The organism is Terriglobus aquaticus (assembly GCF_025685415.1).
GTDB classification, from domain to species: Bacteria; Acidobacteriota; Terriglobia; order Terriglobales; family Acidobacteriaceae; genus Terriglobus; species Terriglobus aquaticus.
Genome location: NZ_JAGSYB010000001.1, coordinates 2762357 through 2781304, shown reverse-complemented (window position 1 = coordinate 2781304; position 18948 = coordinate 2762357). Strand labels below are relative to the sequence as shown.

Annotated in this window: 13 protein-coding genes; 7 read left to right on the top strand and 6 right to left on the bottom strand. The window is 64.7% G+C overall.

Annotation, left to right across the window (positions count from 1 at the left end):
- Window positions 1-9 precede the first annotated feature (9 nt).
- Together OHL12_RS11560 and OHL12_RS11555 are read right to left on the bottom strand one after the other, a co-directional pair.
- Window positions 10-1716 carry a peptide-N4-asparagine amidase gene (locus OHL12_RS11560; RefSeq protein WP_263413967.1) on the bottom strand — a complete coding sequence of 569 codons (1707 nt, stop codon included), beginning with the start codon at window positions 1714-1716 and terminating at the stop codon, window positions 10-12.
- Window positions 1717-1783: 67 nt separating this feature from the next.
- Window positions 1784-2488, bottom strand: a complete 705-nt coding sequence (locus OHL12_RS11555) for an MBL fold metallo-hydrolase (protein WP_263413966.1) — start codon at window positions 2486-2488, stop codon at window positions 1784-1786.
- A gap of 103 nt (window positions 2489-2591) precedes the next feature.
- Here OHL12_RS11555 and OHL12_RS11550 point away from each other — a divergent pair, with 103 nt between their 5' ends.
- Both OHL12_RS11550 and OHL12_RS11545 read left to right on the top strand, forming a co-directional pair.
- A complete protein-coding gene (locus tag OHL12_RS11550) occupies window positions 2592-3323 on the top strand; it encodes an RNA methyltransferase (protein ID WP_263413965.1) in 732 nt (243 codons plus the stop codon).
- A gap of 59 nt (window positions 3324-3382) precedes the next feature.
- On the top strand, window positions 3383-5740 hold the full coding sequence (locus OHL12_RS11545) for a S9 family peptidase (protein ID WP_263413964.1): 2358 nt from the start codon (window positions 3383-3385) through the stop codon (window positions 5738-5740).
- Between the two features lie 60 nt (window positions 5741-5800).
- Here the strand turns inward: OHL12_RS11545 and OHL12_RS11540 are convergent, their stop codons facing one another.
- Together OHL12_RS11540 and OHL12_RS11535 are read right to left on the bottom strand one after the other, a co-directional pair.
- Window positions 5801-6445: a hypothetical protein gene (locus OHL12_RS11540; RefSeq protein WP_263413963.1), complete on the bottom strand. Its 645-nt coding sequence runs from the start codon at window positions 6443-6445 to the stop codon at window positions 5801-5803.
- A 71-nt stretch (window positions 6446-6516) separates the two neighbouring features.
- Window positions 6517-7701: a DUF6351 family protein gene (locus tag OHL12_RS11535; protein WP_263413962.1), complete on the bottom strand. Its 1185-nt coding sequence runs from the start codon at window positions 7699-7701 to the stop codon at window positions 6517-6519.
- A gap of 291 nt (window positions 7702-7992) precedes the next feature.
- On the opposite strand from OHL12_RS11535, the gene OHL12_RS11530 reads away from it, so the two are divergent.
- The 5 genes from OHL12_RS11530 to OHL12_RS11510 all read left to right on the top strand — a co-directional run bounded on the left by OHL12_RS11530 (window position 7993) and on the right by OHL12_RS11510 (window position 16855).
- On the top strand, window positions 7993-9564 hold the full coding sequence (locus OHL12_RS11530; protein WP_263413961.1) for a TolC family protein: 1572 nt from the start codon (window positions 7993-7995) through the stop codon (window positions 9562-9564).
- A gap of 3 nt (window positions 9565-9567) precedes the next feature.
- Window positions 9568-11088 carry an HlyD family secretion protein gene (locus OHL12_RS11525; RefSeq protein ID WP_263413960.1) on the top strand — a complete coding sequence of 507 codons (1521 nt, stop codon included), beginning with the start codon at window positions 9568-9570 and terminating at the stop codon, window positions 11086-11088.
- A gap of 16 nt (window positions 11089-11104) precedes the next feature.
- Complete coding sequence (locus OHL12_RS11520; RefSeq protein WP_263413959.1) at window positions 11105-12664, top strand: MDR family MFS transporter; 1560 nt, start codon at window positions 11105-11107, stop codon at window positions 12662-12664.
- Between the two features lie 83 nt (window positions 12665-12747).
- Window positions 12748-13920, top strand: a complete 1173-nt coding sequence (locus OHL12_RS11515) for a lactonase family protein (protein ID WP_263413958.1) — start codon at window positions 12748-12750, stop codon at window positions 13918-13920.
- Between the two features lie 124 nt (window positions 13921-14044).
- Window positions 14045-16855, top strand: coding sequence for a hypothetical protein (locus OHL12_RS11510; RefSeq protein WP_263413957.1), 2811 nt, complete (start codon window positions 14045-14047; stop codon window positions 16853-16855).
- A gap of 52 nt (window positions 16856-16907) precedes the next feature.
- Here the strand turns inward: OHL12_RS11510 and OHL12_RS11505 are convergent, their stop codons facing one another.
- The gene (locus tag OHL12_RS11505) at window positions 16908-17348 is read right to left on the bottom strand and encodes a DUF1810 domain-containing protein (RefSeq protein ID WP_263413956.1); all 441 of its coding nucleotides are present in this window, start codon (window positions 17346-17348) and stop codon (window positions 16908-16910) included.
- A 140-nt stretch (window positions 17349-17488) separates the two neighbouring features.
- On the bottom strand, window positions 17489-18826 hold the full coding sequence (gene hisS, locus OHL12_RS11500; RefSeq protein ID WP_263413955.1) for a histidine--tRNA ligase: 1338 nt from the start codon (window positions 18824-18826) through the stop codon (window positions 17489-17491).
- Between the last annotated feature and the right edge of the window lie 122 nt (window positions 18827-18948).

Genomic DNA, 18948 nt, shown 5'->3' with positions numbered 1-18948 from the left:
TAGAAGACACTACTTCTCAGTTGAGCAGCCGTCGCCGTCTTTGACCGAGGTCAGTACGCGATTGGCTGCGGTGATCACGCGGCTGTAGCACTCGCCCAACGAGTTCGAGCTCTGGTAGCTCGCCTTGCTGGAACCGTTTGCCGCGGTGATCGCGTTAGCCGCAGAGATGCTCAATGTATCGGTCGAGTGCACCTGTTCTGCGCTGCCGCTGGAGTACACCTCCAAGCCGTTCACAGCACGCGTTTCTGTCTCCACGTCCTTCTGGTTGGAAATGACGGTCTGGGAAGAGGTGCCATCCGGGTTCACGATGTAGGAGTAGTCGAGGATGAGTGGGAAGGAGATGCGCTTGGTTGTTTCCTCGCGCGTGCCACCCACCTGCCGAACCGTCTTGCTGTCCACCGTGCTGGTCTGCATCGCATTCTGCTGATCGTTGTTGCTCACAGCGAAATTCTGCGTGCTGTTGAAGTGGACCGTCTGCTGCACGGTGGTCACAACGCGGCCCGCGGACGTTTCCACGTATCCCTTGATCCGGAAGTTGCGCTTGGAGTCGACAGTGACCGAACCCTTCACCAGGCCAGAAGCGTCGGTTGCGAGGTTGTTCGTAATCTGCGGGGTCGGTGCCTCGTCCAGCGTGTCTTCCAGCAAGCCGCCGCCCGTGGTGCGCCGGTTCGGATCGGTGTACAGCAGCAGATTCGCCGTGGCCAGGAAGTAGCTGCTGGCGTTGTACACGCTTACGCCTACGGTGTGCTGCTGGCCGTCGCTCAGAACGCCGGCAAACGGGGTCAGGTCCACGCGATAAGGCTTGAAGTTCAGCGTCTGCACGCCCACGATCGGCTCCCACAGGTACGGGTCGATGCCGCCGGTGTAAATCCACGGATACACCGGGGCCACGCCGGCAGGCTTGCCGTCGATGGTGATCTCGGTTTCGCGGAAGGCGGTGCTGGGGCAGCTCTCAAGCTCGTTGGCCAGGTCGTTCGGAACGCAGAGGTACCAGAACTCGTCCGCCGACTGGCTTTGTGCGATTACGTCCAGGTACGCCTTCACTGTGTTGCGCGGCGCAGTGACGGAGGTGGTCAACTGGCTGGCGGTGGTGTCTAGTTCGTACGGGCTGTTCACGCCGCTCACCGGAATCACGGCTCCCGGCACGGTCGGCGCGGGGTTCAGCGCATCGGCAGGGTAGAACTGCAGCTTCGCCGTGCCGAAGATGTCGCCGTTATAGGTGGAGTTGAAGATGTTGTAGACGATCGCCTGGCCGGTCTGCGTGGTCTGGAAGATCGCCGACAGGTCGGTCACATCGCGTTCCACGTGCCACGACGGACTGAGCGTGCTGCGCGGTTCGGCGGTGGTGCCGTAGAAGATGTTGGCGTTGCCCAGGTATAGCGATGCGGTGCGGTCGTACTGCCGGCCCTTGGTGACGGTGAAATCGACCGAGAGCACTACCTTGGCCCATGGTCCTTTGCAGTCCGCCGGAGGTGCGAAGCTGATCGGCTTGGCGCTGTAGTCGTTGAACTCCAGGTTGTCGTACAGCGTTACAGTGCAGGGCGTGGTGGTGGGACGCGTGACCGGAGGCTCAGCCGTGGCCGGGTTGGATGAGCCCACCACGGGCGTAGAGGGGACGGGAACAACTTGCGCTACGCTGGCGAGCGATCCGCAAAGGAACGCACATGCGACTGCCGTAGAACGCAGCCGCGCAGGGATTCGGGAAAGGCTAGGCATTGCAAACTCCTGCTCTCTGGGGGAGGGTGAAGTAGGCACATCCTAAACCGCCGGCCGGGTTTCCTGCTTATCTCGACTCGTGCAAGCCCTTGCGCCGAAGGGCTTCGCGCAGTGCTTCCGTGCCGTTCGGAATGGCCGCGCCATGGCCCGTGCACACCAGGCGCGGGCTCACTCCGAGCAGCCTTTGTGCGGAGCGATCCGCCGTAGGTACATCCCACGTCGCCATCTTCGGCAAAGGAAACCACCACGGCGGCGCGGTTACCAGGCTCAGGCGGTTTCCGATGCCTACCAGCGCGTCGCCGGCGAAGAGTGTGCCGTCGCGTTCGTCCAGAAAACTCATGTGGCCCGGCGTGTGGCCGGGCGTGCTGATGCAGCGCAACGAGCCAAACAACTCGCCGTCGGTCAGCGTGTGCGTAGGCCGCGTCTTCGCCCCCGGCAGCGATCCTTTCGGCTTCTGCGGCGGCTCGCCCGGGCGCAGCGTCAGGTCTTTGTGCAGCAGCGGAGCCTCGCGCTCGCTGATTGCAACATCCACGCGCCCCAGCAGGTCGTGCAGCTTGTCCAGCGATCCGATGTGGTCGCCGTGCGCGTGCGTCAGCAGGATGCGCTTGATTGGCGTGTTCTGCTGCTGTGCCGCTTCCACGATGCCCTTGGCCTGGCCACCCAGCGACGTGTCGATTACGGTGAAGCCGTCGCTCTCGCGCAGAAGGTACACGTTGGAAAAGCCAAGGATCGTGAGCTGCGTCACGGTGGAACTCAGTTGTGTCAACTTCATACGGCTTCCTTTCGCGGCGGCACGCCGTCGCGGCGCTTCGGCTTGTTTGGATGCTTCCCGCGCTGCATCGAAGCAGGAAAGGCCCCCGGGTTAGCATCGCGTCATGGATCCGGATCTCCCGTCCTCGTCACTCGCGGTGGTTTTGGTAAGGGCGCGCAATCCGCTGAACGTGGGTGCCGCCGCGCGCGCCATGAGCAACTTCGGCGTGAAGGATCTGCGCGTGGTGGGCGACTATCTGCAGCCTCTCGAAGCGGCCCGCAGCGCGATCGACGCCGCACCTGTTCTGGCGTCGGCGCAGGCGTTCAGCAGCGTCGCCGAAGCGATTGCGGACTGCACGCTGGTCTATGGCACTACCGCGCTCGGTGACCGCGATCTCCACCACCCTGTAGACGTCCTGCGCGACGCACCCTCCCACGTGCGGCAGAACCCGGGCCGCACCGCGATCCTCTTCGGCTCGGAAAAGACCGGCCTGTCCAACGACGAACTAAGCCATTGCCATCGCTTGCTCACCATTCCCATGGCGCGCGGTGGTGTGTCGATGAACCTGGGCCAGGCGGTGGCGGTGTGCTTGTATGAGCTGCACCGCGACGCACCCGCGCAGCGCAACCTGCCGGAGCCCGCCGCAGCCGCGACCGCGGACGATCTGGACCGCTTCGAATCTCTGCTGCGCGAAACCTTGACCGCCGCCGAGTACGATCGCCGCTTCCCCGGCAACATGGGCGCGAACGAAACCCGCGAACTGGTGCGACGCCTCGGTCTCACCTCCGCCGACACCACGGTCTGGATGGGCATGCTGCGACAGGTCTTGTGGAAGCTGCGGCAGGCGGGGCGCTAGATCGTTCTCCCTGCTTCAGGGCTGCGATACCATCGAATCTCCAGAGGATCCCACAACCGATGCCGCTGTTCCGCCTCGCCCGCCTCGTGTGCAGCCTTGCTGTGCCCGCTGCCTTCGCTGTTGCAGCCGTTCATGCACAAACCGGCCGCGTCTACACCGACGCCGATTACACCCGCGCCGCGAGCCAGTTGGTGTGGGCCACCACGCCGCTGGTCGATCACGCCGTGCGTGGCGCGCAGTTCCTGGATCACGACCGCTTCTGGTACCTGGAGACCACCGGCGGCAACACGACCGTAATGCTGGGTGACGCCGCGAAGGGTACGCGCCGCGAAGCATTCGACGCTGCCCGCATGGCCACGGCGCTGCAGGCCGCCGGGGTCAAGGTGGAGGCAGGCAAGTATGTGCCGGACGCCTTCAACATCTCGGATGACGACAAGACCGCGCGCCTCAGCGTGCAGCAGCGCTCGTTCAAGTGCGACCTGACCACCTATACCTGCACCACGGAACTGCCCGGCTCCACCGGCCTGACCCGCTCGGGGCGCCGCAGCGCTCCCGCAGCCGTGCTTTCGCCCGACGGCAAGAAAGCCGCGTTCATTCGTGATTGGAACCTGTGGGTGCGCGACACCGCGACCAACGCGGAAACCCAACTGACCACCGACGGCGTGAAGGACTTCGGCTACGCCACCGACAACGCCGGCTGGACCCACTCCGACCGCGCTGTTGTGTTGTGGTCGCCGGATTCGAAGAAGATTGCCACCTTCCAGCAGGACCAGCGCCAGACCGGCGAGATGTACACCGTCAGCACCAACGTGGGGCACCCCAAGCTGGACGCGTGGAAATATCCGCTGGTAGGTGACGAGCACGTGACGATGATCGAGCGCGTGATCATCGATGTAGACACGCCCAAGGTGACGCGGCTGCAGATGCCGCCCGACCAGCACCGCTCGACGATCTGCGACGACGTGAGCTGCTCCGGCGGTTGGGACGATGTGCAATGGGCAACCGACGCGAAGACGCTGGCGTTTGTCTCTACCTCGCGCGACCACAAGGACGAGACGGTGCGAATCGCTGACGTGGCCACAGGCAAGGTGCGCGATGTGTTCTCAGAGCACGCGGCCACGTTCTTCGAGAGTGGCTACCAGTCCGTGAACTGGCGCTACCTTTCCGATCGCAACGAGTTCCTTTGGTTTTCGCAGCGCGACAACTGGGGCAACCTCTATCTGTACGACGCCACCACGGGCAAGCTGAAGCACCGTGTGACCCATGGCGACTGGAACGTGTACGACATCCTGCAGCTCGACCAGAAGACCGGCGACATGCTACTGCTCGGCCTTGGCCGCGAGCCCGGTGAAGATCCGTACTATCGCAAGATCTACAGCACCAACCTGGACGGCAAGAACCTGAAGCTGCTCTCGCCCGAAGACGCCGATCACCAGGCGACAGTCTCCAAGGACGGCCGCTACATCGTCGATGTGTACTCCACGCCGCACTCCGCGCCGGTCGCCGTTCTGCGCGATCGCGAGGGCAAGGTGATTGAGGAACTGGCGCACGGTGACCTGTCACGCCTCGTGGCCGCGGGTTGGATCGCGCCGGAAACCTTTCACGTGACCGCGCACGACGGCAAGACGCAGGTGTATGGCCTGCTCTTCAAGCCTGCGCATCTCGATCCCTCGCAGAAGTACCCGGTCATCAACTACATCTATCCAGGGCCTCAGGGTGGATCGTTCGGTTCGCACTCATTTCTGCCGTCGCGTGGTGATTCCAACGCGCTTGCGCAGCTTGGCTTTGCCGTCGTGGAGATCGAGGGCATGGGCAATCCGCAGCGCTCCAAGTCGTTCCACGATACGTACCTGAACGACATCGGCATCAACGCCATCCCCGACCAGATCAGCGGCATGAAGGAACTGGCCACGCGCTATCCGTGGATCGACATGGAGCGAACCGGTATGTGGGGCCACTCCGGTGGCGGCAACGCCACGGCCGCGATGATGTTCCGCTACCCGGGTTTTATCAAGGTCGGCATCTCCGAAAGCGGTAATCATGAGAACCGCAACTACGAGGACGACTGGGACGAGAAGTGGGTCGGCCTCGTGCACAAGAACGCCGACGGCACCACGAACTACGATTCGCAGGCCAACGCGCAGTATGCCAAGAACCTGACGGGCAAGCTGATGCTGGCCCACGGCCTGATGGACGACAACGTGCCGGTCAGCAACACGTTGCTGGTCGTCGATGCGCTGGAGAAGGCGAACAAGGACTACGACCTGGTCATCTTCCCGCACGCGCACCATGGCTACGGCGACATGAGTCTCTACATGATGCGTCGCCGCTGGGACTACTTCGTCACCAACTTGATGAGAGCCACACCGCCGCACGAGTTCAAGATCTCCGCTCCTCCACCGCCGCCGGGCATGTAATTGCAACGCACAAGAAAAGGCCGGGCGTTTGCCCGGCCTTTTCTTGTTTTGCCACCAGTACTACTGAACGATGCTGCCGTCCGCGGCGGTCTTCGGATTCGACCGGCTTGACGTTCCGCTGGACTGCACCTGCCATCCGTTGTTCGTCAGCACCAGCGTGTCCTGTGCGTTGTTTGCGCTGGCCAGCTTCGCCTTCACGTCGGGGTACGCGGTCTGCACCACGGCCGCACGTGCCCAGTCGGCTACGTTGCCGATTGTGTAGGTGTAGTTCACCACCGTGCTCACGCCGGGCTGCGTTCCGGCAACGGGTGTGTGGCTCACCACGGTTTCGACCACGCGCTTGCCGTAGCAGAAGTTGCCGTAGCCCGGCTGGTTCGGATCAGCCTTCCACGTGCCACGGCCCTTGTCGCTCAGGTCGTAATTGTTTACCGACTTCGACAGCACTATGAGCTTTGTCTTTTCCGCGGTCGTGCGAGTCAGCAGCCCCTGGTCCACCAGCGCATCCCAAGGTGCGGTGTCGCTGCTGTTCTTGGTATCCGCCTGCACTGGGAACTTCTTTTCCGTAGCGAACAGGCACTCGGGGTGCGCATCGTAGAAGTCGTTGATGGCGGTCTTCAGGTTGCCGCTTTCATCTTTCTTCTTGTTGCACCCGGTCACGAGTACAGCGGTCAGCGCAACAGCAACCATCGTCTTTACAATCCGCATCGATCTCCCTCCGCAGGCGTGATAATCCCGCGTTCCAGGGAGTTAGATGCGAACCGTGGCGGTGAACGGCGTTACTTCAGCAGACCGGGCTGTGGCGCTGCCCCCGTGTGCACCCACCGCAGCAGTTCGTCGAAGGCGCGGCCTACCTCTTCGCCCGAGAACGTGCAGTGCCCTTCGCGGTCGACATACTGCTGCACCAGATTTTGCGAGTACCCCGCCTCCGCCACCTGCGCGTCGTACAGCGAGAGCGTTGTGGCGGGGATCAGCGGGTCGTAGATGGTGTGCAGCGCCAGCATCGGATGCGTGAGCCGCCCCGAAGGCGAGTAGTGCGACAGCAGGTAGGCGCGCGCCTTGAAGTCCGCAGAGTACCGCTTTACGCCATCGTTCAGGGCATAGTCCGTCTTGGAATCGTTGCTGGTGCCCGTGTACAGGTAGTTGCGATTGTCAAACGGATTGCCGCCGGATTTGCGCTGCATGTCGCCGACCACGTAGGTGTAGTAGCCCACAGCGCGCGCCACCTCCACGTCGGAGTGCAAGCCGGTCAGGTTGCGCATGGCGCTGGCACCGGCCGGGTTGGCGCGCATGGCGGTCAACACCTTTTGCCGAAGCGCTTCGGACTCCTCGAAGTTCACGGGCACCGGAACCAGCGGCGGCATGATGCCGGGAAAGTAGTAATCGAAGGCGGCGCGCCAGGCGAAGCGCCGGTTCAGGTGGACATAGCTGGGGCCTACTGCGCCGCACAGGTTCAGACCGCCGGCATAGGTGTTCCTGGAGTTCAGCTCCATGGTCACCATCACCAGCGCTCCACCCATGCTGCCGCCCGCGGCAAAGGTCTCGCGGGGCTGGCCGTACTTCTTCACGAAATACTTGCGCAGAATCTCCGTCTCCGGATACGCCACCTGCAGCGCCCATCCAGTCTGCGAGTATCCGCTCTGAATGACCGCGTAGCCGCGTCGCAGCATGGGTTCGGCCTGCAAACCAATCGATCCATCCAGGCGATAGCGGAACGGCCGCTCCGAGTAGCCGTGGTAGAAGACCACCAGCCCGTGATTCCAGTTGGCCGGAACGTCGATGCGGTACTCCGCGCCGGTCAGAACTCCCACTTCCGTGATGCCCGCCGGCGTTTGCAGAACCTCCGGCTCGCTGGAGGGCGTAGCCGTCGCCTGCGCACGCGAAAGCGCCGGCAGACACGCCGCCAGAACGACCGCCAGGGTTACGGCGTATCGCGGGGAGTCACGCTTCTGTAAGAAAAACATGCGTTTGGAGGGTTCCGGCAGAATACGCCGAGGATAAAACAAAACCGCATCTGCCGGGCAGATTGACTGCGTCACCCAGGGCAAATTCGGCCAGCGCCCACCGCTCCCGCCGCCCAGGAAGGAGCCTTCTACCAGTTTCCTGCATCCAACCCTCAAAGTTTTTCAGAGCAGAACGCACCGGCCTGACCTGCGCGCGTTTCCGCTTGCAGAGCTCTCGTCGTGTAGACCGCGAACCAGCCCGGTTCGCATAGAGATGTGCTGCCACCGGCGGCGCCCAGCAGGAGTGTGTTTTTGAAGCAAGCCCGGCAGAACAGCAGCGCCCGGAGAGTGGCGGCAGCCCCATCGCTTGTCCGTGTGTGCCTGCCGCTGCTCGCCGCCGGCCTCCTGGGCAATGCGGCGCGTGCGCAAACTCCGACCCAGCAGATTACCGGTCCCACGCGCCCCCAGCCGGTGCCGCTGTCGGGCCGAGCCGAACCCGCCAACCCCGTCACGGTACTGCAGCAGACCACACCCGCAGGCACGCCCGGCAGCGTGGACACGCTGAACACCACCGTGACCGTGCAGGGACCGTACGCCGGCAGCCGGCCAGACGGCACCCTCGCTCCCGACACGCTTCCGCTCACGCTGGATGCCGCCCTGAAAATGGGTCTCCGCAACAACCTGGGCCGGCTTTCGCAGGACGCCGGTGTGCAGCAGGCCGAGGGTCAGCGCCTGGCCGCTCGCAGCGCCCTCTTGCCCAACATCAACATCGGCGCGGCCGAAGTCTTCTCTAAGGAAAACCTGCGCACCGCCGGCCTGAAGACCAGCCTGGTTCCGCCGTCGGTTGTCTTCAACTACGACGACCTGCGCGGTCTACTGCAGCAGTCGGTGCTGGACCTGGTCAGCATCCACCAGTTCCACGGCGCGACCGAGCAGGTCAAGAGCACCGTAGCCAACGCTCGCAATGCGCGTGACCTGATCGTGCTGGCCGCGGGCGGGACGTATCTGCAACTGACCGCCACGCGCGCCCGGCTCGACGCCAGCAACGCCCAGGTGGAGTACGCAAAGTCCGTCTTCAATCGCGCCCGCGACCAGTACGACGCCGGCCTGGCCGCCAAGCTGGACGCCACGCGTGCCGAGGTTCAGCTCGAAACCGAGGAGCAGCGCAGCATCAGCCTCCAGGCGGACCTCGACACGCAGAGCCTGCGACTGGCCCGCATCATCGGTCTGCCCATCGGCCAGAAGTTCGTCGCCACCGACGTCTACGGCTTCCAGCCGCTCACCGGCTTCAACTTGGACACCGCACTCGAGCGCGCGATGACGCACCGGCAGGACCTGGTCGCCGCGGCCGCTAGCATGCGCGCGGCCGAGGCCGGCGTGAAAGCAGCCCGCTCCGAACGCCTGCCCAGCGTCGCCATCCGAGCCGACGCAGGCATAGCCGGCGTTGCGCCCACGCAAACATCGCTCGGCGTGTACACGGTGCAGGGCATCGTGACCATTCCGGTCTACAACGGCGGCCGCATCGCCGGCGATGAGAAGCAGGCCGACGCCGCCCGCACCCAGCGCCGCGCCGAGTACGAAGACGCCCGCGCTCAGGTCGATCAGGACGTGCGGCAGGCCTTCATTCAACTCAACGCGGCGGAATCGCAGGTAAAGCTGGCCGAGCGCAACCGGGTGCTCGCACACGAATCGCTGACGCAGTCAGTCGACCGCTTCGTGGCCGGCGTCACCGACACCGTTGAAGTCGTCCAGGCGGAACAGGCCGTGGTGCAGGCCGACGACGAACAGATCACCGCCCTCTACGAACACAACCTGGCCAAGCTCTCGCTCGCCCGCGCCATGGGCGCTGCGGAAGAGACGCTGCCGCAACTGCTTCGGAAATAGCCCATGCCCGACGATCGCAACAATTCGCCTGAGCACCTCTTGCCCTCGCCACCCGAGGAACACCTTCTGCCCGCGCACGCAACCGATCCGTCGGAGCCGCCGCAGGGCGCACCGGCCCAGGCCAGCGCTGACCCCGGCCTAGTCGTGCGCATGCTCTACGACGAACAGGCACGCCTGCGCGCGGAGCTGGATGAACTGAAGAAGAACGGTGGCGGCCAGCAGGGTGGTCAGGGAGGCGGAGGCAAAGACGGCGGCGACAAGGGTGGCGGCGGCGACAAAGGTGGTGGTGGCGAAGGCGGCGGGGACGATGACGCCGAAGAGCCGAAGAAGAAGCGCGTCGACATACAAGACCAGCGCCGCAAGCGCGCCCGCTACACCTTTCTCGGCGTACTCATCGCCATCCCGCTCCTGCTCATCACGGCATTTCTGCTGTGGTACCTGGCCGGGTATGAGAATACCGACGACGCCTTTGTCGACGGCCACACCGACCCGATCGCAACGCGCATCAACGGCACCGTCGCCAACGTTTACGTGGAAAACACCTACCGCGTAAAGAAGGGCCAACTGCTGCTGCAGCTGGACCCGCGCGATTACCAGGTGTCCAAAGAACAGGCCGACGCCGCGTACAACCAGGCACAGGCCGCCATCCGCGCGCAGCAGCCGCAGGTGCCCGTCACCAGCACGCAGCAGCGCGAGCAGGCCATCGAGTCTGACCTGAACGTCGTCCGCACCGAAGCGCAGGTCCGCCAAAACGAAGAGCAGTACCTTGCCAGTGTCGCCAACCTGCACGAGGCCGAGGCCAACCAGGCCAACGCCGAGCGCGAAGAGATTCGCTACCGCAAGCTGGTGGCCAAAGACGAGGTCAGCTACGAGCAGTACGATCAGCGCCTGACCCAGCGCGACGCGCAGGCCGCTCAGGTTGCAGCTCGCCGCCAGCAGGCCGAGGCCGCAAAGCGCACCGTGCAGCAAAGCGAAGCTCAACTCGGCCAGGCCCGCGCGCAGGCACGACGCGACCGTGAAAATCTGCCGCGCCAGGTCGAGATCCAGCAGCAAACCCTCCAGCAGCGCATTGCCCAGGCACAGAGCAATAAGGCGCAGGCGGACCAGGCCGAGCTGAACCTGGAGTACACGCGCATCTACGCTCCCGAAGACGGCATCATCGGCGACAAGCAGGTGCAGGTCGCCTCGCGCGTCACCGCCGGCCAGGAGATGTTCGCGCTTACCCAGACCAACGACATATGGGTCACGGCCAACTTCAAGGAGACGCAGATCCGCAAGATGCGCAAAGGACAGAGCGTTCGCATCGCCGTCGACGCGCTGGGTGAAACGTTCGACGGCTACATCGAAGACCTGCCCGGCGGCACCGGCGCCATCTACAGCCTCTTGCCACCTGAGAATGCGACTGGCAACTACGTCAAGGTCGTGCAGCGCCTGCCCGTCCGCATCCGCTTCAAGCCCGGCCAAAAAGACGCAGATCGCCTCGCGCCCGGCATGAGCGTGGAACCGAAAGTCCTCTTGCGCTAATGACTGGAGACCTCTAGTGCCGTCCACCGGAGCGCAGAAGCCCAAGGTGAACCCGTGGTTCATCGCCATTGCGGTGATGATCGCCACGTTCATGGAGGTGATGGACACCTCCATCGCCTCGGTGGCCGTGCCGTACATCGCGGGCTCCACCGCGTCCACCAACGACGAGGCGGAATGGGTGCTCACCGTCTACCTGGTCGCGAACGCCGTCTTCCTTCCTGCCTCGGGATGGCTCAGCGAGAAGTTCGGCCGCAAGAACTACCTCATCGCTTCGGTCGGCATCTTTACGCTGGCCTCGTTTCTATGCGGCATCGCTCCCACGCTGCCGTTCATCCTTGCGGCACGCGCCCTGCAGGGCATCGGCGGCGGTGCTCTGCAGCCACTCGCGCAGGCCATCCTGGTCGAGAGCTTTCCGCCGCAGAAGCAGGGGCAGGCGCTTGGCCTCTACGCCCTCGGCGTCGTCGTCGCGCCAGTCATCGGCCCTGCGCTGGGCGGCTACCTCACGGACGCCGTCTCCTGGCGATGGGCCTTTTACATCAACGTGCCCATTGGCTTGCTCGCCATGTTTCTGCAGAGCCGAACGCTCGAAGACCCGGACTACATCAAGCATGCCAAGCCCGGCAAACTGGACGGCCTGGGCCTTGGCTCGCTTGCGCTGTGGGTCGGCTGCCTCCAGTACATCCTCGACAAGGGCCAGGAAGACGACTGGTTCGGCGACATGAAGATCCGCGTCGCATTTGGCGTGATGATCGTCACGTTCATCCTGTTCCTTGTCCGCGAGTTCACGGCCGACAAGCCTCTGGTCAACCTCCGATCGCTGCGCAACCGCAACCTCGGCCTCAGTTGCCTGCTCATCTTTCTGCTGGGGCTGGTGCTGTACGCCATCACGACGGTGCTGCCGGTCTTCTACCAGACGCTGCTCGGCTACAGCGCCACCAAGTCAGGCCTGGTGGTCAGTCCGCGCGGCCTGGGCGCCATGGTGTCCGCCATCGTGGTCGGCGCCACTGTCTCTAAGCTGGATCCGCGCTGGTTTGTGGCGCTCGGTTTCGCCATCCTGGGCGGTTCTGGCATGTGGCTCAGCGGCTTCACGCTCGACATCTCGCCGTGGTCGCTCTTCTGGCCCATTGTCGTCTCAGGCGCGGCCATCTCCATGTGCTTCGTCCCGCTGGGCCAGCTCGCGCTGGGCACCCTGCCCAAGGACGAGGTGCAGAACGGCAGCGGCATCTTCAATTTCCTCCGCAACATCGGCGGCAGCGTCGGCATTAGCTGGATGAACACCATCGCGCAGCGTCATGCGCAGACCTATCGCTTCAGCCTCCTGCATTCGTTCACGCCGGCGAACCCGTACTTCCAACGCGCCTACAACAGCTACAGCCAGCGCATGAGCATGCACGCGGGGCCGCACCTGGCCATGCAGCGCGCCTACGACCTGATCAGCCGCGGCCTCGACGCGCAGTCCCAGATCGCGGCCTACGTCGACGATTTCCGATATCTCGCCTTTGTCGCCTTCTGCTGCGCTCCGCTGGCCTTCCTGCTCTCCCGACCCAAGCCAGGCGCCGCCCAGGCCGCCGGCTAGCGCAAGAGCCACGCGAAGGCCCGTGCGCGAGACCTGCCCGCGGCCCATGCGATGCTGGTAGGGATCCTTCCCGTGAGGTCTTCATGTCCGTTGTTTCCCGCCGTGCCCTTCTCGCTTCCGGCCTAGCAGGCGGCGCAGCGCTGGCTGCTCCGCGCTTCCTGCGCGCCTTGCCTGCCGCCACGGCGACCTCCAGCCGCATCTACATCGGCACCATCGGGACCGAGTCGGGCGTCGGCATTCACGTTGCGGACTGGAACGCCACCGACGGCACCATCGGTCCGCTGGAGCTTGCTGCCGAGCTCGCCAGCCCCACCTTTCTTGCGCTCTCCCGCCGCGGCGGATCGACCTTCCTCTACGCGGTCAGCGAGATCGACTCGCCCAACGCCCCCGTGACCGCGTTCGCCGTTGAACCAGGCTCACGCAAGCTCCGCAAGCTGAACCAGCTTGAGACCGGCGGCTCCGGCCCCACCCACCTTTCCGTCTCGCCCGACGGTCGCACGGTGGTTGTCGCCAACTACGGCGGCGGCAGTGTCACGTCGTTCCATGTGGCCGCCGACGGCTCGCTCGAGAAAGCCGTGTCGCACGAGCAGTACCACGGCAGCGGTCCCTACAAGGGCCGGCAGGAAGCGCCGCACACCCACTCCGCCCAGGTCACGCCCGACGGCCGTTCCGTGCTCGTGAACGACCTAGGCCTCGATCGCATCTTCGTCTACGAACTCGACCCCGCTACCTCCGTCATCCGTCCGGCACAGACGCCGTTCTGGTCGGCCAAGCCCGGCTCCGGTCCGCGCCACATCGCCTTCTCGCCCAAAGGCGATCTGATCTACAGCACCGACGAACTCACCTCCAACGTGGACGTCCTCCGCTGGAACGCGCACGCCCGCACGCTCACGCCGCTCGCGTCGTACTCCACGCTGCCACAGGGCTTCACGCCCAACACGGCCTTTGTCGGCGAGGTTGCTGTCTCGCGCGACGGCCGCAACGTCTACTGCGGCAACCGCGTCGCCGACCATACGATTGCTGTCTTCGCCACCGATGCAAAGAACCCCGCGTCGCTCAAACCTCTCGAGTTCGCCAGCAGCGGCGGCCGGAACTGCCGCCACATCACGCTCGACCCCACCGATCGCTGGATGGTCATCTCGCACCAGGAAAGCAAGGATCTGACCGTGCTCGCGCGCGACCGCGCCACCGGCAAACTTTCCGCACCGGTGCACCAGTACCCCGCGCCGCGCCCTATGTGCGTCGTCTTCGCCTAAAGGGCTGGGAGCGCTCACAGGACGACCTCACGGCCCGGCGGAACGGCCAAACCGTTCCGCCGGCGACAACGCCATACCACCTTCGTTCCGCAACATCCCTGTCTCTGCCGGCGTCCTACAGAGCATGACGTTTGCGCGCCCGTTCGCACGCTCCTGCTTCCGTTTGGCCCTCTGCCTTGCCGCTCTTTGCCTCGCTGCCCCGCTGGCGCACGCAGACGATCCCGCGCCCTTCAACCTGACCGGACCCAAGGTCAGCGTGCGCGTCACCCGCAACGGCAAAACCCTGCCCATCGGCCAGGTGCCCAACCTGCAAAGTGGTGACAAGCTCTGGATCCACGCGGACCTGCCCGCCGATCAGTCCAACCACCTCCTGCTCGTGGTCGCCTTTCTGCGCGGCACTACCAACGAACCGCCCGACAACTGGTTCACCAAGGTCGAAACCTGGGACAAGAAAGCGCGCGAAGGCACCTTTGTCACCGTGCCGGAAGGTGCGCAACAGGCCCTGCTCTTCCTTGCTCCTGAGACCGGCGGAGACTTCAATTCGCTGCGCTCCACCGTGAAGCAGAAGCCCGGCCAGTTCATCCGCGCGGATGCCGACCTTAACGAGGCGTCCTTTGAGCAGCAGCGCATCGAACGCTACCTGGCCGCCATGAAAACGGTGAACCCGGACGACGCGAAGGCCATTCAGGACCGCTCCACCAAGCTCGCCGCCGCGCTCGGCCTCAAGGTGAAGGACGACTGCTTCAAGCAGCCCGTGAACCAACAGGTGGGCTGCCTCACCCAGGCCAGCGCGCCGGTCATCCTGGGCGACACGCAGGGTCAGAACCTGGCGCAGGCACTCTCGAACAACGGCGCAGGCGACCTGGTGAATCAGGCTTCCTACACCCAGGCCGTCGGCGGCGGTGCCTATTCGGCCTACGTTGGCGCCATCGTCGATGTGGTGCGCCTCGTCGGCAACCTGCGCAGCAGCCCCGACTACCAGTACATTCCCGGCCTCACCTTTCCAGAGGGCGAGACCCTGAACCTGAAGCTGAACACGCCGCCGTCGTTCAACAAGCCGAAGACCGTAATCGTCGTCGGCCTGCCCGCTGTGCAGAAGAACATTCCGCCGCAGTTGCGCGCGCAAACGCCCAACCAGGTTGCATGCCTGCTGCAACCGAACATGGCCCTGCCCGTGACCGGCGCTCCGCTCTTGTTCTCCACCGGCTTTGCTAGCAATCTTTCTCTGCACCTGGACCGCAGCTCCGGCGCGACCGACATCCCGCTGAAGCCCGACGCCTTTCAAGGCGGTCTCGTCGCGCAAGCGAACGATCCAAAGCCGGTGACCACCGGCGACAAGATCATCAGCGGCACCGTCCATGGCAACTGGGGCTTCGACACTTTCCAGGGCCCCACGCTCAAGCTGCAGCAGACCGACAGCGGCACTTTCAAAGTCGTCGGCGATACCGAAGCCATTGCCGGCCAGGACAAGAAGCTCCAGCTCCAGGGCGATGCCGTGGGTTGCGTCGAACACATCGCGCTCGTCGGCCCCGGTGACCATAAGCAGGACGTCAGCTTCAAGGCCGCCGACGGCAACGACGACAAATCCAAAAACACGCTCGACGTGACCGTCCCGCTCAAGGAAGCCAAACCCGGCGATTACTCGCTGCTGGTCAAGCAGTTCGGCAAGGCCGACCCGGACAAGGTCCCGCTCGTCGCGTACAACGGCGCCATCAAGCTCGCCACCGTGCGCATCCATGCCGGCGACACGCAGGCCGTGCTCACCGGCGACGGCGTCGCCAACGTGGCTTCCGTCGTCATCGACAAGGTCGAGTTCACCCCGACCGGCAACGGCGACGATCCCAGCACCCTTCACCTCGCCGCCAAATCGGGCGTCTCGCCCAAGGACGGCGAAGAGGCGACCGCAAAGCTGAAAGACGGCCGCACGCTGCCCGTCAAAGTCGACGCACAAGCCGCCCGCCCCACACTCAAGCTGCTCAGCATGAAGTCCGAAGCCGCGTCGCAGCAGGGGGCCCTCCCCATCACGCTCACCGGCAAGGACGAGATTCCGCTGCAGGGCAAGCTCACCTTTGTCCTGCAAACTGAAAAGCCTTTCGATCGTTCGCAAAAGGTGGAGGTCGCGACCGCCTCCGGCGGTGCCCACACCGATCTCTCGCTTGGCGGGAACTCCGGCGGCAGCTCCGGTCATGACAGCTCGCTCATGCTGCAGGACGAGCACACCGCCATCGCCACGCTCAACCCGCAGGAGGCCTTCGGCGACTCCGCCTTTGGCAAGCTGCAGATGCGACCCATCGCGGCCGACGGCACGCCCGGTGACTGGTCTCCGCTGGGGACGCTAGTGCGCGTGCCACAAATCACCGGCATTCAGTGCTCGCCCATCGCTCACACCAACGGCATGCCCGTTCCGCAGCAGTATGCCAGCGACGCTCCGGCTCCAACCGGCACGTCGACGCTATACCGCTGCACGGTGCAGGGAAGCAGGCTCTTCCTCGTGCAATCCTTCAGCGGAACGCAGGACTTCCAGCAACCGGCCGAAGTCCCCACGGGCTTCTCGGACCCAAGCTTCACCGTTCCCAGACCGGCCGACGGCAGCACGCTTTACCTGAAGCTCCGCGACGATCCCGGCAGCGTCGCCGCCGTCAAGCTGCCTACACCGCTGCCGCAGCCCGCGTCCGCACCCGCTCCCAACTCCGGTTCGGCCGCGTCATCAGTCCCGCAAGTGCCTCAGGCACCGCAAGGTCCAGCAGCACCAGCAGCCCCTCAAGCGCCAACAGCGCCTCAGGCACCCGCAGCATCGCAAGCGCCTTCTGCGGAGGGGGCCACGCCCGCTGCTCCATCCGGACCAAAGCCGTCGGAGGGAGCAGCGGCAGCACCCCCAGCGTCGAGTTCTTCCGCGCCGCCTTCGGAAAGCTCACAAAGCACACCGCATCCCTGATCGGCGTCATCTCGCTCCGGTGAGTCTCTTGAACGGAGTGGCGACCGCGCTCCTATTCGTTTCGCCGGCTTCCCAGCATTCGCAGCGTCGCCTCGTCGCGCCGGCCACCGAACCACGTCTGCAGCGCCTGCGCGAACACAATGCCGTCCGTGCCTTCCGCCTCCGCAAACAGCGTCATGCTCGAGTGAAACTTCAGGTCGTCCGGGTACCCGAACACCTCGTCCAGCGATCTGCCTTTGATCCGGTTGACCGCGGCCGTAATCTCGCGCAGCCGCCCTCCCAGCACAGGATGCTGCAGGTACGCCGCTGCTTCGTCGCGGCCGGCAATCGCATACCGCTGCGCCATGCTGCTCGATCCCAGCCCGCGCACCTGCGGGAAGATGAACCACATCCAGTGGCTCCGCTTCGCACCGGCCTCCATCTCGCGCAAAGCCTGCTCATACGCCCCGCGCTGCGCCTCCACAAATCGCTCCAGGTCGAACCCAATCGCCACGCCACCACCTCGCAGTGACGTTGGATGCCTGCACCGCTCAGGTTCCGCTGGAGTGACGTACCACCATCTCGGCCTATACCGAAGTGCGCGCGTTGCCTGCTTGTCTGGAACGCGATACTCCTGGCCTGCGGGGCTCGTGCTTAGACCCGCAGCACAGCTGCTAGCTCCGCAAACGCCACCTTGCGCTGCTCTCCCGTGGCAAACGTCTTCACCGTCGCTACGTGCTGCGTCACCTCGTCCTCACCCACGATCACGATGGCGCGCGCCACACGTTCGGCCGCCTCAAACGACTTCTTCAGTCGAAACGTTCCATCGCCCACCTCGGCGCTCAACCCTGCCGCGCGCAACTGCTGCGCCAGCCGCAGCGCCGCCGCGTTCTGGCCCGCACTCAAGGGAGCCACGTAGGCGTCCAGCTTCGACGCGGCCACCATCTCGCCAGGACTGGAAGCGCGCGCCTCGGCCAGAGCCTGCAGCGTGAGAATCAGGCGATCTTCGCCGATCGCAAAGCCGATACCGGGCGCGCGCGGGCCGCCCAGCATCTCGCTCAGGCCGTCATACCGGCCGCCGCCCAGCAGGGCGTTCTGCGTTCCCAAGCCCAGGTCTACCGTGAACTCGAACGTGGTGCGCGTGTAATAGTCCAGCCCCCGTACCAGCCGCGGATTCACCGTGTACGGCACGCCGCACGCGTCCAGCGCCTCGCGGACGGCGGCAAAGTGCGCTGTCGACTCTGCATCCAGGAAGTCCGCAATCTTGGGCAGTGCGTTGATGATGTCCTGGTCCTGCTCGTCTTTCGAGTCCAGAACGCGCAGCGGATTCGTCTCCGCGCGCCTCTGGTTGTCGGGGCACATCTGGTTCTTCACCGGCTGCAGCGCCTCGCGCAGTGCGGTCAGATAGCGCGGCCGGTCCGTGCTCGATCCCACGCTGTTCAACTGCAGCCGCCAGCCGCGAAAATCGTTTTCAGCAGAAGCCCTCGGAATGTCCAGCGCGTCCAGCAGCGCCGCCAACATTTCCAGCACCTCGGCATCGCGCAGCGGCGATTCCGAACCCGCCGTAGCCGGCCCGATTACCTCTGCGCCGATCTGGAAGAACTGCCGGTAGCGGCCCTTCTGCGGACGCTCCCGCCGGAACTGTGGACCGATGTAGTACAGCTTCTGCAACTGACCCGTATCGCCGAGCTTGTGCTCGATATAGGCGCGCACAACGCCGGCCGTGTTCTCAGGCCGCAACGTCAGGCTTTGCGCCTTTTCACTGGCGGCGCGGGCGCGGTCCTCCCACGTGTACATCTCCTTGGAAACGATGTCCGTTTCTTCACCAACACCGCGCGCAAACAGCTCGGTGGCCTCCAGCACGGGCGTGCGGATCTCACCGAATCCGTAACGCCGGAACACGTCACGGGCGACGGTCTCCACGCGGTTCCACAGTGCTGTTTCGGGCGGCAGAAGGTCGCGCGTTCCGCGAACCGCTTTGATGGTGGGCATAGCTTCCAGTGTAGCCAACCGGGCACCACGGCCGCGGCAGGGCAACGTTTGTCCCGCAGCACGCGGATCCTGAGCCCTGCGCGGGCTTGACAACGTTAGTGCAGTCCTCGTACTTTTTCGCG